The following is a 22,008-nucleotide window of genomic DNA, read 5'->3' on the forward strand; positions in this document are numbered from 1 at the left end:
TTGTTGAAATAGCCGCATATTCTACCCGTTATCCTCGGACACGCCAAACCACTGATGATACCAGCGAGGTAAAATTTGATCCCGTAAGCCTTGTATGCGCCAGCCCTGCGGAGAAAACAGCAGCGAAATTTGCCCCTGGTGGGGTGTATCAAACCACTGATACGCCTGCTGTCGGTAGCGCTGTTTTACCTTGCGGGACGGCAGCCGCCATGCGTTATAGCGCGATGCGGACGCCAGCGCCGCTTCACCATGTACGCGCTGAATAAATGGTAGCGACGACGACGTATTACTACCATGATGCGGCACCTGGATAAACGTCGCCGCAAGATGTCGCCAGTAACGACTTAGCATTTTTTGTTCAGCGCCCGCTTCGATATCGCCCGTGAGCAGGATGCTATGTACACCGTCATCCACTTTGACCACACAAGAACGGTTATTTCCTCGATCGGCACTTTCGCGTAACGGCCAGTGCGCCTGAAACGTTAGCCCCTGCCATTGCCACTGCTCGCCGCGAAAACAGGGCAAATGTCCCTGCCAGCCTAACGGGCTGCGAATCCACATTGACGGCCAGACCTGCTGTAGCGAACGCAGCCCGCCCCGATGATCCAGATGCTCATGACTCAAAATAACGCCCTCCGGCGTCAGATTATGCCAGCGCAACCAGGGAATAATAACCTGTTGCCCGCTGTCGCCCTCCGGCCATGCCCGACCGGTATCGTAGAGTATTACTTTATCGCCCCTGACGATCGCTATCGCCAGCCCCTGACCGACATCCAGCATATGCACCTGCCATCCGCTGGCGTTTATCGGCCGCCAGAGTGGCCAGCTCATCAACAATAACCCGCATAAACAGACCGCCGGCCAGGTACGCCAGACGTTTAATCGCCACGCGATAAGCATTAGCCAGGGCAAAAACGTCAGCCACTGCCAACGGTTATCAATATTCACCCAGCCCTGCGGTAAAGCATTCAACAGGTAAAATAGCGCGGCTAACGCGCGATCGGTCAGGTACCATACCCACTCTTCAAGAAAAAACGGCCCGGTTAAATGCAGAATCATTCCCGCCAGGATGAGTGGAACCGTCACAAATGTGACCCAGGGTACGGCAAAAAGATTCGCCAGCATTGCGGTAACGCTTATGCCATGAAAAAGCGCCACCTGGAGAGGCAAAAGCAGAAGTGTAATGCCTGCCTGTAGGTGAAGCAGGTTAAGCAACCAACGTAAGCCCCGTGGAAAATTTCCGTTTGGCGCAGGAAACCACTGATACCAGAATAACAGGCCGGCAACCGCAAATGCTGACAGCCAAAGACTTTGTGATATAACCGCCACAGGATCGGCGAAAATAATCGCGGCCAGACAGCAGCACCAGACTTGCCAGCCGCTCCACTGTCGTCCGCTTAATTTTAATCCTCCCCAGACGCTCAGTGCCGCCACCGTGCGCAGCGCAGGCGGTTGTAAGCCGGTAAGCCAGGCATAACATATCGCGCAAAGAATGCCGCCCAGCAATGGCGTCTGCCAACGAATCCATCTGACCGGCAAAAAGAATTGTCCACCACGGATTAATCCGGCAGCCAATAACGCGGCAAAAGCGATATGCAGGCCGGAAATCGCCATCAAATGGGCAGTCCCCGTATCGCGCATAACGGCCTTCACCTCCTGCGACACCTCTCCCCGCTCCCCCATTCCCAACGCCAGAATAACCTGTTGCCACGGATAAGGCGCAAGCGTAGCGCGAATCGAAGCAAGATAGCGCCCACGCAAGCTACACTCAGGGTTAATCGCTTTAGCCTGTAGAAAACGCCCGGTCAATGGTTGGTGCTGCGCCAGCGCGTAACGTTGGCTATCAAAACCGCCTTCGTTAAGCTGTCCGTGTACCGCTCTGACCTTCAGCGTCATCGCCCACTGTTGCCCGGCACACACTTCCGTGGGTAAGTACTGGCCATGCAGGACAATCCCTACAGCAGGAAAGAGCGGCTTTCCACGCAAATGGGTGATTCGCCCATAATGAGTGGTCATATGATCGGTGGCAGTAATGACGACTGTCGCCTCCTGCGTCGCGGCGGGCAGGACGTTTCCCGCCCAGATGGCCTGCCTGGCGGCAAATATCCCCCACATGAAAAAGAGCAAGGTTAATGCCGCGTAGCGCGCATAGTGATGGGGTATGAGGCAAAGCAAACATGCCAGACAAAACAGCACCGCGAGAATCCACGTGTCAGGTAATACTGGCAATATCATGAGCGGAAGTATTCCGCATACTACGCATACGCTGACCGTCGTTATCTTCATAGACACCTCCCTGTGCGGGAAAGTGTGCAGGTTCAGGACGCCATTGTCTGGAGGGGATTTTGTGCTATACGGCGCGGATTCCAGGTTTTTTACCTGATAAATGTAAGACGCAGCAAAAAATGCGAAACGTTTTCCAGTTTTCAGTCGAATAGCGTTTGCGCCTGACGGCGTATAAATGAAAAAAGCACCCTGACGGTGCTTTTTTCGGGTTCAAGTTTTGCGTTAAAACTTAACCGTAAATATTGGCGCGATCGCGCAGTTCTTTACCCGGTTTAAAGTGAGGAACGTATTTTCCTTCCAGTTCCACTTTATCGCCGGTCTTGGGGTTACGTCCGGTACGAGGCGCGCGGTAATGCAAAGAAAAACTGCCGAAACCGCGGATTTCAATACGCTCGCCCTGCGCAAGAGTCGAGGCCATATGCTCCAGCATCTCTTTTACCGCGTCTTCAACCGCCTTAGCGGGAATGTGAGATTGCTGGGTTGCAAGTCTTTCAATCAATTCTGACTTGGTCATGATTCCTCCGGTTCCTTAAAGACAAATTGGCTGCAGCCGTTAGATTGATTAAGGGCGGCCGTAGCCGCCCTTAGTGCTTGATTACAGGCCGAAATCTGCAATCTGTCAAGTAATCTCGTTATACTTCGGACTAAAAGGCCCGAAATTTCAGAGGATTACTCGCCTTTAGCTGCTTTGAATGCTTCAGCCATTGCGTTGTTAGAGAAGTTTGCATCTTCCTGTTTGTTAACAGTTGCGATGGCATCTTTCTCGTCAGCTTCGTCTTTCGCGCGAACAGACAGGCTGATTGCGCGGTTTTTACGATCAACGCCAGTGAATTTAGCTTCAACGTCGTCGCCAACGCTCAGAACCAGAGTCGCATCTTCAACGCGGTCACGGGATGCTTCAGAAGCACGCAGGTAACCTTCAACGCCGTCAGCCAGTTCTACAGTTGCGCCTTTAGCGTCAACGGCAGTGACTTTACCGGTTACGATAGCGCCTTTCTTGTTCAGAGCAACCCAGTTGTTGAACGGATCTTCTGCGAGCTGTTTAACGCCCAGGGAGATACGTTCACGTTCTGCGTCAACCTGCAGAACAACTGCAGCGATCTCGTCGCCTTTTTTGTATTCACGAACTGCTTCTTCGCCTGCAACGTTCCAGGAGATGTCAGACAGGTGAACCAGGCCGTCGATGCCGCCGTCCAGGCCGATGAAGATACCGAAGTCAGTGATAGACTTGATTTTACCTTCAACGCGGTCGCCCTTGTTGTGGGTTTCTGCGAACTGCTGCCACGGGTTAGATTTGCATTGCTTCAGACCCAGGGAGATACGACGACGTTCTTCGTCGATATCCAGAACCATCACTTCCACTACGTCGCCGACGTTAACCACTTTGGACGGGTGGATGTTTTTGTTGGTCCAGTCCATTTCGGAAACGTGAACCAGGCCTTCAACGCCTTCTTCGATTTCAACGAAGCAGCCGTAGTCGGTCAGGTTGGTCACGCGACCGGTCAGTTTGGTACCTTCCGGATAACGTTTAGCGATAGCTACCCACGGATCTTCGCCCAGCTGTTTCAGGCCCAGGGATACACGGGTACGCTCGCGGTCGAATTTCAGCACTTTCACGTTGATTTCGTCGCCAACGTTCACGATTTCGCTCGGATGCTTAACGCGTTTCCAGGCCATATCAGTGATGTGCAGCAGGCCGTCAACGCCGCCCAGATCAACGAATGCACCGTAGTCAGTGAGGTTCTTAACGATACCTTTAACTTCCATGCCTTCCTGCAGGTTTTCCAGCAGCTGATCGCGTTCTGCGCTGTTTTCGGATTCGATAACGGCACGACGAGAAACCACAACGTTGTTACGTTTCTGGTCCAGCTTGATTACTTTGAATTCAAGCTCTTTGCCTTCCAGGTGCAGAGTGTCACGCACCGGACGAACGTCTACCAGAGAACCCGGCAGGAACGCGCGAATACCGTTCAGCTCAACAGTGAAGCCACCCTTAACTTTGCCGTTGATAACACCGGTAACAGTTTCAGCATCTTCGTAAGCTTTTTCCAGCGTGATCCATGCTTCGTGACGTTTAGCTTTCTCACGAGAGAGCAGAGTTTCACCGAAGCCGTCTTCTACTGCATCCAGAGCAACGTCAACTTCGTCACCAACCTGGATTTCCAGTTCGCCCTGGGCGTTTTTGAACTGCTCAGCCGGAATGGCAGACTCAGATTTCAGACCGGCGTCAACCAGTACTACGTCTTTGTCGATAGCAACAACAACACCACGAACAATGGAACCCGGGCGGGTTTCGATTTCTTTTAAGGATTCTTCAAAGAGTTGAGCAAAAGATTCAGTCATGTTTAATCTTCAGGTTTCATATTTAACGTCCACCTGGCTCCGTGCCGGATGGGGTTGTTTAACATACCCGCTGTCAATCCTTTGCAACGGGGGTACTACAAATTCGGTCGCATTTAAGCGAGAGCCAATTTTTGGCGCGCATATTGTAACGCTTTTTCAATCACTTGCTCAATGCTTAATCGGGTAGAATCCAAAACTAATGCATCAGCAGCAGGAACTAACGGCGCTACAGCGCGATTACGATCGCGATCGTCGCGTTCCTTGATCTCGGCCAAAAGGCGTTCAAAGTTAACACTAAAGCCATTCTCCTGCAACTGTAGCATACGTCGATGCGCACGTTCCTCCGAGGAGGCGTCAAGGAAAATTTTTACCGGCGCATCCGGGAAGACCACGGTCCCCATATCGCGTCCATCGGCGATTAAACCAGGCGCTTCGCGGAATGCACGTTGGCGGCGAAGAAGCGCTTCACGCACGCGTGGGAATGCCGCCACCTGGGATGCCGCGTTCGCGACTTCCTGCGTACGAATTTCGCTGCTAACGTCCTCGCCTTCCAGGATAACTTCCAGGTTGCCGTCCGTTGAGACAAAACGCACGTCCAGATGGGACGCCAGCGGCACCAGCGCATCTTCAGAGGCGAGATCGACATGGTGGTGCAATGCCGCCAGCGCCAGTACGCGGTATATCGCGCCGGAATCCAGCAGATGCCATTGCAATGCTTCCGCCATTGCTTTGCACAAGGTGCCTTTACCTGCACCGCTTGGGCCATCAATGGTTATTACCGGGGCAATTGCCGTCATCTTTATCTCCTTAAACAGGCGTACCGTTAACGTAAACGCCGCGCATTATACGCGCCAACGCTCGCGACCGTTAACGTTGCGTGCAAAAACCAGTTTTGTCTGTAATCAGATGCGGAATAATTGCGCAATTATAGCGGGCCGGCGAGAAACCAGCCCGAAAGATGACAATGATTTACTTTTTATCTTCGGCAATTCTGTCGCGCATATGCTGCGCGCGATCGGCTGAGGCCGGGTGGGAGTCCATCAATGATTTTGCATGACCTGCGTCCATTGTGGCGAATTTATCGAATGCCGTGACTAAGCCCTGGGTGTTAATCCCGCGTTTTTTCAGCAGATCGTAAGAGAAGTCATCCGCATCCGACTCCTGACTGCGAGAAAACGCCGAATTGATGACGTCTTCCGCCAGATCGCCCAATTGAGACTGGGAAAGCTGCGCTGCGACGCCGCTGGTGGCGGAAATCGCATCGCGAGCCGCCAACGTGGCATAGGCGGTCTGCATCGCCTTGCGGGAGTGCCCTAAAGAGACATGGCCCAGTTCATGGCCCAGTACGCCTTCAATTTCATTATCGGTCATCAGATCCATCAGGCCGGAGTATACGCGAACGCAACCGTTCGCCATTGCCCATGCGTTGATATCGCTGGTCATATAGACTTTATAGCTAACCGGCGTACCGTCAATGTTGTTACCCAGCGCTTTGGCGATTTTGCTCAGACGTTTGGTGTATTTGCTTTTTGAACCTGCCAGTTGATTCTCGCTGTCCATTTGTTTACAGGCATTATTAGATAATGCCTTAACATCCGCATCGGACAGTGTGGCGGCTTTGTAGGCTGACATGCCGGAACTGGCGATTAAATTGCCATTCACGCCATTTTTACATCCTGCCAGTAGCGTAGCGGAAATCGCCACCGCCAGTAGTAATGATTTATTTTTCATACTAATCTTCCGTTGATAACTATTATAAAAAACACATAAATCAATGTGTTAAATCATCAACAAATTAGCATTAGTCATAATTGTAAAAATAGTGCGAATGCGGACTCGGCGCGCCAGCCTGTCGACTGGCGCAACAGAAAAATTAGGCAGGCGTGCTCATCCGCGCCAGTTGTTCGAAATAATCAGGGAACGTTTTTGCGGTACATTTAGGGTCCAGGATCGTGACTGGCGTATCGGACAGTGCGACCAGTGAGAAACACATCGCCATACGGTGGTCGTTGTACGTGCCAATATCCGCGTGTTGGAGCTTCGCCGGCGGCGTGATACGAATATAGTCGTGCCCTTCTTCGACTTCAGCGCCCACTTTACGTAGCTCGGTCGCCATCGCGAACAGGCGATCGGTTTCTTTCACTCGCCAGTTATAAATATTGCGCAGCGTCGTGGTTCCTTTCGCAAACAACGCCGTGGTGGCAATCGTCATCGCCGCATCCGGAATATGGTTCATATCCATATCTATGGCGTGCAATTCGCCGCGCGTGCAGGCAATAAAATCATCGCCCCAGGTAATAGTCGCGCCCATTTTCTCCAGCACATCGGCAAAACGAATATCGCCCTGCATACTTTTGCGGCCAATCCCGGTCACTTTTACCGTGCCGCCTTTTATCGCCCCGGCGGCGAGAAAATAGGACGCTGACGAGGCATCGCCCTCGACCAGATAGCGACCCGGAGAGTGATACTGTTGACCGCCCTTCACGACAAATTGTTGGTAGTGATGGTTCGTTATCTCCACACCAAAGGTTTTCATTAAATTTAGCGTGATATCGATGTAAGGTTTTGATACCAGTTCGCCTTTAACGCGAATAGTTGTGTCTTCAGGCGCCAGCGGCGCGGTCATCAGCAGAGCGGTCAGGAACTGGCTGGAAACGCTACCATCAACCTCAATGTCGCCGCCGGTAAAACCGCCGCGCAAACGCAGGGGCGGATAGTTTTCCTGCTCCAGGTAATCAATATTCGCCCCGCCCTGACGCAGCGAATCAACCAGATGGCCTATCGGACGCTCTTTCATACGCGGTTCGCCGGTTAACACTATCTCATTTTGCCCCAGACATAGCGCTGCCGCTAACGGACGCATCGCGGTTCCGGCATTACCGAGAAACAGTTCCAGAGCGCCTGGCGCGCGTAATGCGCCGCCATTACCCGTGATGTCACAGCGGGTGCGATCGGCAGAAAGGGTGTAATTGATCCCCAACGCGCTCAGGGCATTGAGCATATGGCGGACGTCATCGCTATCCAGCAGATTCGTCAGAACGGTTTTACCACAAGCTAAAGCCGCCAGGAGCAAAGCACGGTTTGAAACACTTTTGGAGCCAGGTAAATTAATGGCGCCATCGACCCGCGCGATGGGTTGTAACGTCAGGGATTCCATGAAACTCAACTCTCAAAAAACAGAAATAAAAACCCCACAGACTGGCCGTGGGGATGAAAAAGAAACGTTTTAGCCGTGGCGACGCTCAAAATCGATCATGAAATCGGTCAGCGCTTTCACCCCTTCAATCGGCATGGCGTTATAGATAGAAGCGCGCATACCGCCAACAACACGGTGCCCTTTTAAGGCGTGCAGACCGGCAGCGAAAGACTCTTCCAGAAAGACCTTGTCCAGCGCATTGTCCGCTAACTGGAACGGAACGTTCATCCGCGAACGGTTAGCCTGCGCGACATCATTACGGTAGAAATCGCTGTTATCAATCACACCGTACAGCAACTCCGCTTTTTGCTGATTGATTTTGTGCATCGCCGCCACGCCGCCCTGCGCTTTCAACCATTTGAACACCAGACCGGAAAGATACCAGGCGAAAGTCGGCGGCGTATTAAACATTGAGTCGTTATCATTCAGGACGGTGTAGTCGAGGATGGACGGGCAGCTCTCATGCGCCTTGCCTAACAGATCCTCCCGGACGATAACCAGCGTCAGTCCTGCCGGACCGATATTCTTCTGCGCGCCAGCATAAATTACGCCATAGCGAGAGACATCCAGCGGCGCAGACAGAATGGTAGAAGAAAAGTCCGCCGTGACGACCACCTCCGGGCCAAAATCAGGCGTTTCATCGATGGCGATGCCGTCAATGGTCTCATTCGGGCAATAGTGTAAATAAGCGGCGTTATCGGAAAGCTGCCACTCGCGCATCGGTTTTACGGCACGTTTGCCGTCAACGGTGATTTTGGCGTCGATAATCTGCGGCGCACAGTATTTTTTGGCTTCTTTGATGGCGCTCGCCGCCCAGTAACCGGCATCGACATAATCCGCCGTGGTTTTATCGCCCAGCAGATTGAGCGGCACGCCAGCAAACTGCCCGCGACCGCCGCCGTGACAAAATAAAACTTTATAGTTGGAGGGGATATTAAGGAGATCGCGAAAATCCTGCTCCGCCTCTTCAGCGACCTGGATAAACTCTTTGCCTCGATGGCTAATTTCCATTACCGACGTACCAAGACCGTGCCAGTCACGCAGTTCCTGTTGCGCCAGTTTAAGTACTTCCGCCGGTAGCATCGCCGGACCTGAACTAAAATTAAAGACCTGAGCCATTTCCCCTCACCACGCTGCATTGTTTCCTGCCTGACAGACATCAGGCAAACGTTATTCATGTGAATATCGGTTTTATCATTCAGTGACACGCGCCGCAATGGGTAAAACAATGCGAGGAGAAAATGCGGCGTGCGTCACACAACAGAATCTTCCGGATTAACCGTATAAATCCGATATTTTCGCTGTTAAACAACGCGTTTAGCCCGGCTTGCCTTCGTCCATTCTGGATTTGCGCAGCGCGGACATAATTGCTTTTCCTCGGCGTTCATGCGTATCACTTCACTGCAACGCACGCAGGCATAGTCGCCAGCCTCCGGCGCCACGATAAAGCGTGGCGTACAGTACTCAGGAAGAATGCTTAATCCCGGTTTAACGTCTTTATTTTCAAAGAAATAGACGCTGATTTGTCCGTTTGTCTCCAGGATGGCCAGTCTGACCTGCCCCAGTTGCTCAACGCCATTCAAGCGAAGCTCCATAAAAAATTCAAACTCCGTCATGTTCGAGCGCTGCAGTTTTTCCCACGCCAGTTCGCCGTCTTCAACAATGACCACCGACTTGCCTTCCAGCAGATCTTCCAACTTTTCACTATGCGCCATCAGCCACATGACCAGGCGATAGAGCAGCGCCAGGGTGATGAATACCACCAGAACAGGGAGCATCGGAACGTCATCATAAAACGCGACGTCGCCTGCCGCCGACCCCAATGTCAAAATGATCAGCACTTCAAAAAGCGACATTTGCCGTACGCCGCGTCGTCCTGTCACCTTTAAGAAAAGAAACACCAGAGCAAAGGTGTAAAAGCTACGTAGCGCCACTTCCCCCAAAAACGCTACCGGCACGTTATCCAGCGCCATTCGTTGCAAATCAAATGCTTTCATTTTTTATGCTCTTCCTGTGAATTCCTGTGTAAAAGCATAGCCAATACTTTTATTTCCGCCGTTGTCCCGCTGAGATAGCGCCCGTCACATAAAACCCGTATCATTGCGCGCTTTCCGTACGATAAAAGTGATTTTCATGACGCAAACATTTATTCCCGGCAAAGACGCCGCGCTGGAAGACTCCATCGCCCGCTTCCAACAAAAGTTACTCGACCTTGGCTTTCACATCGAAGAGGCCTCCTGGCTGAACCCGGTGCCAAACGTCTGGTCAGTGCATATTCGCGATAAAGAGTGCGCGTTATGCTTTACCAACGGAAAAGGCGCGACCCAAAAAGCGGCGCTGGCCTCGGCGTTGGGCGAATACTTCGAGCGTCTGTCAACCAACTACTTCTTTGCTGATTTCTGGCTTGGCGAAACGGTCGCCAATGGGCCATTCGTGCATTACCCGAACGAAAAGTGGTTCCCGCTGACTGAAAATGACGACGTACCGGAAGGCTTGCTTGATGCCCGTCTGCGCGCGTTTTACGATCCGGAAAATGAACTCACCGGAAGCCAGTTAATTGATCTTCAGTCCGGCAATGAAGCACGCGGCGTCTGCGGTCTGCCATTTACCCGTCAGTCCGATAACCAGACCGTGTATATTCCGATGAATATCATTGGCAACCTGTACGTCTCTAACGGAATGTCCGCCGGCAATACGCGTAATGAAGCCCGCGTTCAGGGACTGTCGGAAGTCTTCGAGCGTTATGTGAAAAATCGCATCATTGCGGAAAGTATCAGTCTGCCGGAGATTCCCGCAGAGGTGATGGCGCGTTATCCGGCGGTAATGGAGTCAATCGCCACGCTGGAAGCCGAGGGTTTCCCGATTTTCGCCTATGACGGCTCGCTGGGCGGTAAGTATCCGGTTATCTGCGTCGTGCTGTTCAACCCGGCTAACGGTACCTGCTTTGCTTCTTTTGGCGCGCATCCTGACTTTGGCGTTGCGCTGGAACGTACAGTGACCGAGCTACTCCAGGGACGCGGTCTGAAAGATCTTGATGTCTTCACGCCACCAACGTTCGATGATGAAGAAGTCGCGGAGCACACTAATCTGGAGACCCACTTCATCGACTCCAGCGGCCTGATTTCCTGGGACCTGTTCAAACAGGACGCCGATTACCCGTTCACGGACTGGAGTTTCTCCGGCACTACCGAAGAAGAATTCGCCACGCTGATGGCCATCTTTGCTGCTGAAGATAAAGAAGTTTACATTGCCGATTACGAGCATCTCGGCGTATACGCCTGTCGTATTATCGTACCGGGAATGTCTGATATTTATCCTGCAGAAGATCTGTGGCTGGCCAACAACAATATGGGTAGCCATCTTCGTGAGACTCTGCTTTCGCTGCCCGGTAGCGCCTGGAATAAAGAAGACTATCTCAATCTGATTGAACAATTGGATGAAGAAGGTTTTGACGATTTCACCCGCGTGCGTGAACTGCTGGGTCTGGCGACCGGGGCGGACAATGGTTGGTATACACTGCGCGTCGGCGAATTAAAAGCAATGCTAGCGTTAGCGGGCGGCGATTTGGAGCAGGCGCTAATCTGGACAGAATGGACGATGGAGTTCAATTCGTCGGTCTTTAGTCCGGCACGCGCAAACTATTACCGTTGCCTGCAAACGCTGCTGCTCCTGTCGCAAGAAGATGCACGTCAGCCGCTGCAATATCTCAATGCTTTTATAAAAATGTATGGCGCGGAGGCTGTAGAAGCCGCCAGCGCTGCGCTTAGCGGTGAAGCGGCTTTTTACGGACTACCGGCTGTCGACCGCGATCTACAAGCGTTCCCGGCGCATCAGTCTTTGTTAAAAGCGTATGATAAATTACAGCGCGCGAAAGCGGCATACTGGTCAAAATAAGGCCATATGAGTGACTTAGGGTAGGTTTACCCTCTCGGCTGCGTTATATTACGGGGCGCCTTTGCGGCCCCGTTTTATTTATTTTCGCTAAACGGCGAAAAATGTAATAGCCAGGTTAAATATTGGTTGTTGATATTAAATTAATTGACATAGTGATGTTACTTTATTTGTTGATTACTCCATATTAATTAACCGTGCAGCAGGAGGATTCAGGAAAAAATTCAACTCTATTTATAATTTTTAAAATTTATTTTTATTAGGATAATCAAAAAGTTACACCGTAATTGCATAAAAGCCATGCGATTTACGGGCCTATAAGCCAGGCGAGATATGATCTATATCAAATTCTCATCTATAATGCTTTGTTAGTATCTCGTCGCCGACTTAATAAAGAGAGAGTTAGTGTGAAAGCTGACAACCCTTTTGACCTTTTACTCCCTGCAGCAATGGCCAAAGTGGCTGAAGAAGCAGGCGTCTATAAAGCAACGAAACATCCGCTTAAGACTTTCTATCTGGCGATTACCGCCGGCGTATTCATTTCAATTGCCTTTGTTTTTTATATTACTGCGACAACCGGTACTGGCGCGATGCCTTATGGCATGGCGAAACTTATCGGGGGTATCTGTTTCTCTTTGGGACTGATTCTCTGTGTTATTTGCGGCGCTGATCTTTTCACCTCTACTGTTCTGATCGTTGTAGCTAAAGCTAGCGGTCGCATCACCTGGGGGCAACTGGCTAAAAACTGGTTAAACGTCTATTTTGGTAACCTGATTGGCGCTCTGCTTTTCGTGTTACTGATGTGGCTTTCCGGCGAGTATATGACTGCCAACGGTCAATGGGGACTTAACGTCCTGCAAACCGCCGACCACAAAATGCACCACACTTTTATTGAAGCTGTCTGCCTCGGTATTCTGGCGAACCTGATGGTTTGTCTGGCCGTGTGGATGAGCTACTCAGGTCGTAGCCTGATGGACAAAGCGTTCATCATGGTACTGCCCGTCGCCATGTTTGTCGCCAGCGGTTTTGAGCACAGTATCGCAAACATGTTTATGATTCCTATGGGTATTGTAATACGCGATTTCGCTACACCGGCGTTTTGGACCGCGGTTGGTTCGTCTCCGGAAAGTTTTTCTCACCTGACCGTGATGAGCTTCATCACTGATAACCTGATTCCGGTCACGATCGGTAATATTATCGGCGGCGGTTTGTTGGTCGGGTTGACATACTGGGTCATTTACCTGCGTGGTAACGAGCATCATTAATCTGTTGATGCCCATTACACGCAGTAAATAAAAAATCCACTTAAGAAGGTAGGTGTTACATGTCCGAGCTTAATGAAAAGTTAGCCACAGCCTGGGAAGGTTTTACCAAAGGTGACTGGCAGAATGAAGTAAACGTCCGTGACTTCATTCAGAAAAACTACACTCCGTATGAGGGTGACGAGTCCTTCCTGGCTGGCGCTACTGACGCGACCACCAAGCTGTGGGACAGCGTAATGGAAGGCGTTAAACAGGAAAACCGCACTCACGCGCCTGTTGACTTTGACACCTCCGTTGCTTCCACCATCACTTCTCACGACGCTGGCTACATCAACAAAGCGCTTGAGAAAATTGTTGGTCTGCAGACTGAAGCTCCGCTGAAGCGTGCGATCATTCCGTTTGGCGGCATCAAAATGGTTGAAGGTTCCTGCAAAGCGTACAATCGCGAGCTGGACCCGATGCTCAAAAAAATCTTCACCGAATACCGTAAGACCCACAACCAGGGTGTATTCGACGTTTATACTCCGGACATCCTGCGTTGCCGTAAATCTGGCGTTCTGACCGGTCTGCCGGATGCGTATGGCCGTGGCCGTATCATCGGTGACTACCGTCGCATAGCGCTGTACGGTATCGACTACCTGATGAAAGACAAATTTGCGCAGTTTACGTCTCTGCAATCCGATCTGGAAAACGGCGTAAATCTGGAAGCGACTATCCGTCTGCGTGAAGAAATCGCTGAACAGCACCGCGCTCTGGGTCAGATCAAAGAAATGGCGGCTAAATACGGCTGCGATATCTCTGGTCCGGCGACTAACGCTCAGGAAGCAATCCAGTGGACTTACTTCGGCTACCTGGCTGCGGTTAAATCTCAGAACGGCGCAGCAATGTCCTTCGGTCGTGTATCCACCTTCCTGGATGCGTACATCGAACGTGACCTGAAAGCAGGCAAAATCACCGAGCAAGACGCACAGGAAATGATTGACCACCTGGTCATGAAACTGCGTATGGTTCGCTTCCTGCGTACCCCTGAATATGATGAACTGTTCTCCGGCGACCCGATTTGGGCAACCGAATCTATCGGTGGTATGGGCGTTGATGGCCGTACTTTGGTTACCAAAAACAGCTTCCGCTTCCTGAACACCCTGTACACCATGGGGCCGTCCCCGGAGCCGAACATCACCGTTCTGTGGTCTGAAAAACTGCCGCTGAACTTCAAAAAATTCGCCGCTAAAGTGTCCATCGACACTTCTTCTCTGCAGTACGAGAACGATGACCTGATGCGTCCGGACTTCAACAACGATGACTATGCTATCGCGTGCTGCGTAAGCCCGATGATCGTTGGTAAACAAATGCAGTTCTTCGGCGCGCGTGCAAACCTGGCGAAAACCATGCTGTACGCAATCAACGGCGGCGTTGATGAAAAACTGAAAATGCAGGTTGGTCCGAAATCCGAACCGATCAAAGGCGATGTTCTGAACTTCGACGAAGTGATGGATCGCATGGATCACTTCATGGACTGGCTGGCTAAACAGTATGTCACCGCGCTGAACGTTATCCATTACATGCACGACAAGTACAGCTACGAAGCCTCTCTGATGGCGTTGCACGACCGTGACGTTATCCGCACCATGGCGTGTGGTATCGCAGGTCTGTCCGTTGCGGCTGACTCCCTGTCTGCCATCAAATATGCGAAAGTTAAACCGATTCGTGACGAAGATGGTCTGGCTATCGACTTCGAAATCGAAGGCGAATACCCGCAGTTTGGTAACAACGACGCTCGTGTAGATGACATGGCAGTTGACCTGGTAGAACGTTTCATGAAGAAAATTCAGAAACTGACCACCTACCGTGGCGCTATCCCGACGCAGTCTGTTCTGACCATCACCTCTAACGTTGTGTATGGTAAGAAAACCGGTAACACCCCGGATGGTCGTCGCGCTGGCGCGCCGTTCGGACCTGGTGCTAACCCGATGCATGGTCGTGACCAGAAAGGCGCTGTCGCTTCTCTGACCTCCGTTGCTAAACTGCCGTTTGCTTACGCGAAAGATGGTATTTCTTATACCTTCTCTATCGTTCCGAACGCACTGGGTAAAGACGACGAAGTTCGTAAGACTAACCTGGCAGGTCTGATGGATGGTTACTTCCACCACGAAGCGTCCATCGAAGGCGGTCAGCACCTGAACGTCAACGTCATGAACCGTGAAATGCTGCTGGACGCGATGGAACATCCGGAAAAATATCCGCAGCTGACCATCCGTGTATCTGGTTACGCAGTACGTTTTAACTCCCTGACGAAAGAACAGCAGCAGGACGTTATTACTCGCACCTTCACGCAGACCATGTAATGGGTTTGACTGAAATTACGCTATAAAAAGCGTACAAAAAAGGCTCCATGTCTGTGGGGCCTTTTTAATTTTTATAAAAGCATATTTCGACAACCAGAATTTTTACTTATAAATAAAGTGTTATTATGTAATCTATATATTCTTCTCAGAATAGCATCAATTTCTCTTTTATTATTTTGATACTCATCATAATCCTTATTTAATACATCAGAAAACAGCATGGTGTTAGCTTTTGTAAAATCACATAACAATGACGGTATATATCCATGTAGCAGATAGATAAGTGTTGGATGAAACATATCAAACAGGACTTCCTCCTCCTCTAATTCCCAGTAACCTATTTTACAAAATTGGGTAGAAATCTCAAAAGACCCCATTTGAAGACAGCGTAGTTTATCCATCTCATCCTCAGTAAGCGTACCATTCCATTCAACACATGCCATTTTTCGATTTTCTCCAGATCGCATAAGCTTATAAACTTCATCCCTAATTTCATCATCCTCATTAACTGCCCCTCTAAGTTTATTAGCAAAGCCTTCTAATAATTCAGGATAGCGAGAAATTTTTTCTCCATACTTAGTACATATTTTAAAAAACAACTCTTCTTCATCTTCTTCCATCACTTTAAAAATACAGTGTTCTGAAACGTTGAGGAGACGATGCAAATTAATTTTATCAATAACATTGCCATCAATCTCAAATAAAACTTGTGTCTGATTCATATCAAAACGCATAACAAAGCGCTCTTGTTGGGATGGATCAGCGTATTGTTTTAATTGTACAAAGGCATGTATCTTCTCCATGCCGACTATATCAACATTAAGTTCAGCTTGATTTTCACGTTCACATCCATGGATGAGTGTATATAATACCTTCAGCACCTCTTGTTTTTTTTGTGTTCTGAAGTTGTCCTTAAATCTATCCCATACCCCCATGTATAGCGCTTGTTCTTTATCAGAATTCATCAAACGGACTAGCCGTGAATGATTAATTTCATAGTGATGATGATTACCAAAACTTAACGTAACTGGCATAATAACTCCCTTGATTATTTACCGCGAAAGCAAAATCCAATCCGTTGCTCTCATTCACTCTATTTAAGAGATTGAATCAGTCCGGGTTTAGAAATGGCATCAGATTTACACCTGATAACACGTTGAATGCAACGCCAGGCACTGGACAGGCATAACGTTCTTTGGACACATCTGAATTATGTTGAGAATTATTTTCGTTCTGACCACAACAAAACGGCGCCAACCATTCGAAAAAAGAGGTGGATCATAAACAGCAAAACCAGGGCGCTATGGATGATACACTTGCAGTATGTATTGCGGTTCGGGCGTTAAACAGAGGTACTGGGCTGATTAATGAGCCAGAATTTCTGGCGGTGCAAGTTATGCAGCATAGATTTGCCGTATATTTTATACTGAATAGAGGTAAAATAGCTCCATTGCAGCACATTCTGGAACAGCCACACATTCTGTAGTCCAAAATTTACGCTCGCAGTACCGCTTTTTTACAGGATGCAACCCCCTTAACAGGGTGCTCAACATGCCCGGAATGTGTCCATAAACCCCATGTTATTTAGAGCTAGCCGAAGCGATATGAGTAACTTAACCGATTGTATTACAAATGAAAGTGTTGCAGTAACTGCTGATAAAAAGCCGGTTATTGGTCGCATTCACTCCTTTGAATCCTGTGGCACCGTTGATGGCCCAGGCATCCGCTTTATTACCTTTTTCCAGGGCTGCCTGATGCGCTGCCTGTATTGCCATAATCGCGACACATGGGATACGCATGGCGGTAAAGAAATCACCGTTGAAGACTTAATGAAAGAGGTGGTGACCTATCGGCATTTTATGAATGCTTCTGGCGGCGGCGTGACGGCATCCGGCGGCGAGGCCATTTTGCAGGCAGAATTTGTACGCGACTGGTTTCGCGCCTGTAAAAAAGAAGGTATCCACACCTGTCTCGACACCAATGGCTTTGTGCGCCGTTATGACCCGGTGATTGATGAACTGCTGGACGTTACCGATCTGGTGATGCTCGATCTCAAGCAGATGAATGATGAGATCCACCAGAATCTGGTCGGTGTCTCTAATCACCGGACGCTGGAATTCGCGCAGTATTTATCAAAGAAAAATGTGAAGGTCTGGATCCGTTACGTTGTCGTTCCCGGCTGGTCTGACGACGATGATTCCGCGCATCGCCTGGGTGAGTTTACCCGCGATATGGGGAATGTCGAAAAAATCGAACTGCTGCCCTATCATGAGCTGGGCAAACATAAATGGGTGGCAATGGGCGAAGAATATAAACTGGACGGCGTAAAGCCGCCTAAAAAAGAGACCATGGAGCGTGTAAAGGGTATTCTTGAGCAGTATGGTCATAAAGTGATGTATTAATCGCCTGCTATCTTACCCGCTTTTAAACGGCTACCCATGACGGTAGCCGTTATGCTGTCTGGATAACGCTCTTACCGCTAAAATACCCGACCCTGCCGTCAGACAGGCCTGGTTAACAATATTGCGCTTACCAGGAATTAAACTTATCTGCTGCTGAGTTGAAGGTCTGACAACTATTGCTGCCCCGGCGCCTGTTAATACCGTTGTCTCCGCCTGGAACCCAGGCACCTGCAACCTTAAAAGGCGCTCGCCTGGCAGGAGCGCCGTGGAAAAGAGCGTCGTTATGTGTTTCTACGCGCCAGCAGTGGGAAAATTAATCCCAACCCGACCAGGACAAAAGGCGTCACGATGTTCAACGTCAGCTGGAATGTCCACTCCGGCGTGAACGCCTCCATTTTGGGGAAAATACCGGTAAGGCAGGCAAACGCGGTGAAGGCAAAACACCATATTCCCACAGTTAACGCCAACGCCCGGTTGCGAATAAACACATATTCGGGGTTGTACTTTTGTGCCAGTCGAATGACAGCAATAAAGGCGACAAATACCCACAGATAGCGCAGCGGCATAACAACTGAGTTGAGATTAAGCAGCCATTTGTACAGGTTGTTCATATCGCCGATGCCAAGCGTTGGCAACATAATCAAGATAGCGACCAACACCAATGTCAGCAAATAACCGTTAACTGGCGTACCTGAAGCGTTAGTACGACATAAGCGCTGCGGGATATATTTACTGTCTGCATCACCCAGCAATACTTTTAGTGGCGCATCAATAGAAAACACCAGCGCGGCGATTTGCCCCAGAGTATTGGCAATGGCATAAATCACCATTAATGCATTACCCATATGGTAATACTCACCCAATTTCTGAAATGCGTAATATTGCCCATTGGTCATTAAATCGTCAGGTATATGCCGGGAATCAAACATCATTCCCATCGCCAACGAACCGAGGATAGCACAGACCGCAACCATGACGGCTAAAAAGAGCATCCCCTTCGGGAATTCTTTTCCTGGATTCCGCGTCTGGTTGACGTAAGGCGAGATCTTCTCCGCCCCACCAACCGCAAAGACCAACATAGAGATGGTGGTGATATAGGTAAAATCGATATGAGGAATAAATGACTGCCAGGTGATGTTTGCGGTCGCAATTTCAACGTTTGTAATTGCTGGCGCGGTCACTGCCATCACAACATATAAAATTGACATGATAAACATGGCAATTCCGGCCACAGACCCAACAACCTTTAGCGATTTCATCCCCCTGGAAGCAACCCACATAAAGAAAACAAACAATGCCAGCGTCAGCCCCTGCAAGGCAACGACGGTATATTCTTTTATCAACGAGCCATCGCCTTTTAAAGCCCATCCCAATGCAATGAGTATCGCCTGCGGCTTTTGCGCCAGGTAAGGAATATGCACGACCCAATAAGTCCATGCCGCAAGGTAAGCCAACCCCGGCCCCATCGTATGCTTAATCCATGTACTGACGCCCCCTTTTCCCTCTTTGAAGGTTGAGCCCAGTTGCCCCACGATTAAGGCATAAGGAATAAAATAGAGCGCAAAAATAAACACCCAGGAGAAGACAACCACTAACCCCTGGTTAGCATAGTTATTGACAACATTGCCGAATCCCCAAACGGTAATAAACGACATCAAGGCGATGTTGTACCATCGCAACTGTTTTTCCTGCACATTCGGCATAACGCGATCCTTCGTGAACACAATGCTATTACTATAAATGAAGCGGGGAATTATGCGCGGTAAAGACGAAGAGAGAAAATAGAGGAACGCAAAATTATAACCTTCGACACATTTTATTTTTCAGCAAAGCAAGAAAATTATGCAGGTCAATTATTTTACGTAAAACATAAACAAAGAGTATGCAAGACTCACGTCCTGCATACGATTCAGAGAACAGTTAGGTATGGGCGACAGGATTGGGCGTCTGGCCGGCGTTACGTAACAGCATCAGCAGATAAATAAACGATACGCTGGCGATCATAATAAACAGCAGATTATCTGAATAATTCTGCATTAACATCGCAGCAAAAGACGGCCCCAACAGGCTCCCTACCGTATAACTTAACAGCAGCGCCTGGTTCATTGCCACAAGCTGGTGATGTTCGACTTTTTCACAGGCCCAGGCCATTGCAACGGGATAAAGCGTAAAACCCGCCGCCCCCAGAATAAACAGAGCTGGCGCCATCGCCGCCTGGGTTAACATAGCAATACTGCCGAGTATGACAACGAATACCTGTACGCGTAACACCAGCAAGCGACCAAATTTGTCCGCCAGACGTCCCATTGGCCATTGCCCCAAAATACCGGCGCTCACCAACACCGCCATCCAGAAACCAATGCTGGCGTTAGCCATCCCCTGATGCTTCAGATATAACGGCATCAGACCATATAATGAACCAAGAACAATGCCGGAAATAATACAACCATTCACACCAAGACGCGCCTGACGTAGCTTCAGCATGGCGCTAATAGAAGTGGAATGACGTGTCTGCGTTTGCTGATTTACAATCCGGGTAAAGAGTAGCGGCAGAATTCCCGCCAGAATCATTCCGGTCACCCAGGGAAGGACGTGCAGCAATTCACCAGACACTTTACTGACCAATAATTGTCCAAGGAAGGTCCCCATGTAGTAGACCATCATATAAGCAGCAAGCAGGCGCCCGCGATTATGCGAGGTTCCGCTGCACATCAACGCGCTTTCGACAACAACCCAAATCATGGCGCAGCCGATACCGGCAATAAAACGCCAGCTCATCCAGCTCCAGAACCCCACCATCACGCCCAACCCGACACAACCCGCGGCGAAGATCAGCGAGGCAAGATAATAGCTACGGTTAAACCCAATGCGTTTAATTAAATACCCGGTAAATAACGTCCCGACCAGATTGCCGGTAAAATAAGACGAGCTGACCATCCCCACCTGCCAGGTCGGAAGGTTTGCCTGAGCAAGCCACAGCGGCACAAGCGTATTCAGTACCGCAATGGCCAGAGTCAACAAAAGTAGCCCGCACAGCAAAAGCATGACGGGACGGGTATAGGTGGACATGAATAAAAACCGTGAGGAAGTTCAAATTTCATGCGCATCATGCCATCGCCAAAAACATTGTCAATCGGCTCCGCATGGGCGATCCGCAAGTTTTGAGACTATCGATTTGATTTACTTATTCTGCACGTGAATATATTAAAAGGCTAAAAATTCATCCCCTTGTTTTTATTGATCTAACCCGCAAAATCGGCGTTTTGTTCAGTCGAAAAATTTCATGGTTCCTTTAGCTTCGTTTTCTTCTCTATGGATTTATATGCGCCTTCTCCGCCCCGGTTATATTCCTTAGATTGATGGCGGCTAAAGGCGAATTCGGCCTGCACGTTCTGCAGGCCGAATGCACGTCAACGCGTTAGCTGGCTACCGCCATGCCCACGGTCATATGCAGCCCATAGAATACGCCGCGGCCAATCAATTCCCCCGCCAGCATCAGAATGAAGGCGACAGAGAGCAACGGTACCGCAGGTTGATACCCTTTTAACTGTGGCACAATCCAGCAGCACAACGCCGCCGCAAGCAGCACCATACGCCAGGCCATCAGGGAACCATAATCCGGCACCAGAGCAGACGCCTGCTGAATGGAACTGTGAATCGTCGCCAGTTCCGCGCCCTGCATGGCCACCATAATGGCAATAACCACCAGCGCCAGCACCGACACCGCAGGCAACAGACGCATCGCCCAACCGTTCACGCCCGCGATGCGCAGCAGCAGATAACCCAGTAACGGGCCACCCATAAAGAGCGTCAGGAAGAAGCCCAGCGGCGTCCAGAAGCTATACCAGGTCGGTACTGTATCGATGCTGTTATAGACGCGTACCATCATCCAGACGAAGACGACGCCCAGTACCATCGTGATAATCAGCCAGAGTGTGCGCAGTGCCGACGGCAGTTTTTTCAATACCGCCAGCAGCCAGCCAATCCCGCCGACCGCAAAAAACACCGAGCCGCTGGCAATTTCATTGCTCAGTGCGGAAGCACCCACGCGGTTAAGCGAGTTAAACGCGCGCATCGGCGAGCCCAGATGCAGCATCGAGGCGATAAAGCCAATCCCCATCAGCACCCACAGACCAAACATACAGGCGATCACCCGCTGCTGCGTTTCCGCACGCAGGTCGCCCTTCATCAGCGCCAGAGCCAGAACAATAAAACCACCGGCCACGCACTGACCAAAGACCGTGAAGATCATCAACGGCCATTCATGCCATCCACTTCCCATC

At 50.1% G+C, this 22,008-nt stretch carries 16 protein-coding genes and 1 pseudogene; 5 read left to right on the forward strand and 12 right to left on the reverse strand.

What is annotated here, in order from left to right:
- Positions 1–21 precede the first annotated feature (21 nt).
- The 8 genes from ACLD11_RS14100 to ACLD11_RS14135 all read right to left on the reverse strand — a co-directional run bounded on the left by ACLD11_RS14100 (position 22) and on the right by ACLD11_RS14135 (position 9,822).
- On the reverse strand, positions 22–2,286 hold the full coding sequence (locus ACLD11_RS14100; protein WP_156010150.1) for a ComEC family protein: 2,265 nt from the start codon (positions 2,284–2,286) through the stop codon (positions 22–24).
- Between the two features lie 229 nt (positions 2,287–2,515).
- Entirely contained in the window at positions 2,516–2,800 is a 285-nt protein-coding gene (gene ihfB, locus ACLD11_RS14105) for an integration host factor subunit beta (protein ID WP_000167332.1), read from the reverse strand.
- Between the two features lie 155 nt (positions 2,801–2,955).
- Complete coding sequence (gene rpsA, locus ACLD11_RS14110) at positions 2,956–4,629, reverse strand: 30S ribosomal protein S1 (protein WP_000140324.1); 1,674 nt, start codon at positions 4,627–4,629, stop codon at positions 2,956–2,958.
- Between the two features lie 113 nt (positions 4,630–4,742).
- Complete coding sequence (gene cmk / locus ACLD11_RS14115; protein ID WP_411011861.1) at positions 4,743–5,426, reverse strand: (d)CMP kinase; 684 nt, start codon at positions 5,424–5,426, stop codon at positions 4,743–4,745.
- Positions 5,427–5,598: 172 nt separating this feature from the next.
- On the reverse strand, positions 5,599–6,360 hold the full coding sequence (locus tag ACLD11_RS14120; RefSeq protein WP_080160292.1) for a M48 family metallopeptidase: 762 nt from the start codon (positions 6,358–6,360) through the stop codon (positions 5,599–5,601).
- 142 nt (positions 6,361–6,502) lie between these two features.
- Entirely contained in the window at positions 6,503–7,786 is a 1,284-nt protein-coding gene (aroA, locus tag ACLD11_RS14125) for a 3-phosphoshikimate 1-carboxyvinyltransferase (protein ID WP_000445190.1), read from the reverse strand.
- Between the two features lie 69 nt (positions 7,787–7,855).
- Complete coding sequence (gene serC, locus ACLD11_RS14130) at positions 7,856–8,944, reverse strand: 3-phosphoserine/phosphohydroxythreonine transaminase (protein WP_000079590.1); 1,089 nt, start codon at positions 8,942–8,944, stop codon at positions 7,856–7,858.
- A 185-nt stretch (positions 8,945–9,129) separates the two neighbouring features.
- Positions 9,130–9,822 carry a DUF421 domain-containing protein gene (locus tag ACLD11_RS14135; RefSeq protein WP_411015028.1) on the reverse strand — a complete coding sequence of 231 codons (693 nt, stop codon included), beginning with the start codon at positions 9,820–9,822 and terminating at the stop codon, positions 9,130–9,132.
- A gap of 136 nt (positions 9,823–9,958) precedes the next feature.
- Between ACLD11_RS14135 and ycaO the strand changes: the two genes are divergently transcribed.
- The 3 genes from ycaO (at position 9,959) to pflB (ending at position 15,323) form a co-directional block, all read left to right on the forward strand.
- Complete coding sequence (gene ycaO / locus ACLD11_RS14140) at positions 9,959–11,719, forward strand: 30S ribosomal protein S12 methylthiotransferase accessory factor YcaO (protein ID WP_411011863.1); 1,761 nt, start codon at positions 9,959–9,961, stop codon at positions 11,717–11,719.
- A 404-nt stretch (positions 11,720–12,123) separates the two neighbouring features.
- Positions 12,124–12,981 carry a formate transporter FocA gene (gene focA, locus ACLD11_RS14145; protein ID WP_183059717.1) on the forward strand — a complete coding sequence of 286 codons (858 nt, stop codon included), beginning with the start codon at positions 12,124–12,126 and terminating at the stop codon, positions 12,979–12,981.
- A gap of 59 nt (positions 12,982–13,040) precedes the next feature.
- Positions 13,041–15,323, forward strand: coding sequence for a formate C-acetyltransferase (pflB, locus tag ACLD11_RS14150; RefSeq protein WP_183059716.1), 2,283 nt, complete (start codon positions 13,041–13,043; stop codon positions 15,321–15,323).
- Between the two features lie 71 nt (positions 15,324–15,394).
- On the opposite strand, the gene sopD2 is transcribed toward pflB, so the two are convergent.
- Positions 15,395–16,357 carry a type III secretion system effector SopD2 gene (sopD2, locus tag ACLD11_RS14155; RefSeq protein WP_411011864.1) on the reverse strand — a complete coding sequence of 321 codons (963 nt, stop codon included), beginning with the start codon at positions 16,355–16,357 and terminating at the stop codon, positions 15,395–15,397.
- Between the two features lie 121 nt (positions 16,358–16,478).
- Between sopD2 and ACLD11_RS14160 the strand changes: the two are divergent.
- Positions 16,479–16,809: pseudogene (locus tag ACLD11_RS14160) on the forward strand (cytoplasmic protein); the annotation flags it as partial.
- A gap of 118 nt (positions 16,810–16,927) precedes the next feature.
- On the forward strand, positions 16,928–17,725 hold the full coding sequence (gene pflA, locus ACLD11_RS14165) for a pyruvate formate lyase 1-activating protein (RefSeq protein ID WP_000067928.1): 798 nt from the start codon (positions 16,928–16,930) through the stop codon (positions 17,723–17,725).
- A gap of 281 nt (positions 17,726–18,006) precedes the next feature.
- On the opposite strand, the gene ACLD11_RS14170 is transcribed toward pflA, so the two are convergent.
- The 3 genes from ACLD11_RS14170 to ACLD11_RS14180 all read right to left on the reverse strand — a co-directional run bounded on the left by ACLD11_RS14170 (position 18,007) and on the right by ACLD11_RS14180 (position 22,007).
- The gene (locus ACLD11_RS14170; RefSeq protein ID WP_411015029.1) at positions 18,007–19,428 is read right to left on the reverse strand and encodes an APC family permease; all 1,422 of its coding nucleotides are present in this window, start codon (positions 19,426–19,428) and stop codon (positions 18,007–18,009) included.
- Positions 19,429–19,645: 217 nt separating this feature from the next.
- Complete coding sequence (locus ACLD11_RS14175) at positions 19,646–20,794, reverse strand: MFS transporter (protein ID WP_411015030.1); 1,149 nt, start codon at positions 20,792–20,794, stop codon at positions 19,646–19,648.
- 349 nt (positions 20,795–21,143) lie between these two features.
- Positions 21,144–22,007 carry a dimethyl sulfoxide reductase anchor subunit family protein gene (locus tag ACLD11_RS14180; RefSeq protein ID WP_411015031.1) on the reverse strand — a complete coding sequence of 288 codons (864 nt, stop codon included), beginning with the start codon at positions 22,005–22,007 and terminating at the stop codon, positions 21,144–21,146.
- Position 22,008: the final 1 nt, after the last annotated feature.

The organism is Salmonella sp. 741265116_PST (assembly GCF_046567715.1).
In the GTDB taxonomy this organism is placed as follows: domain Bacteria; phylum Pseudomonadota; class Gammaproteobacteria; order Enterobacterales; family Enterobacteriaceae; genus Salmonella; species Salmonella enterica.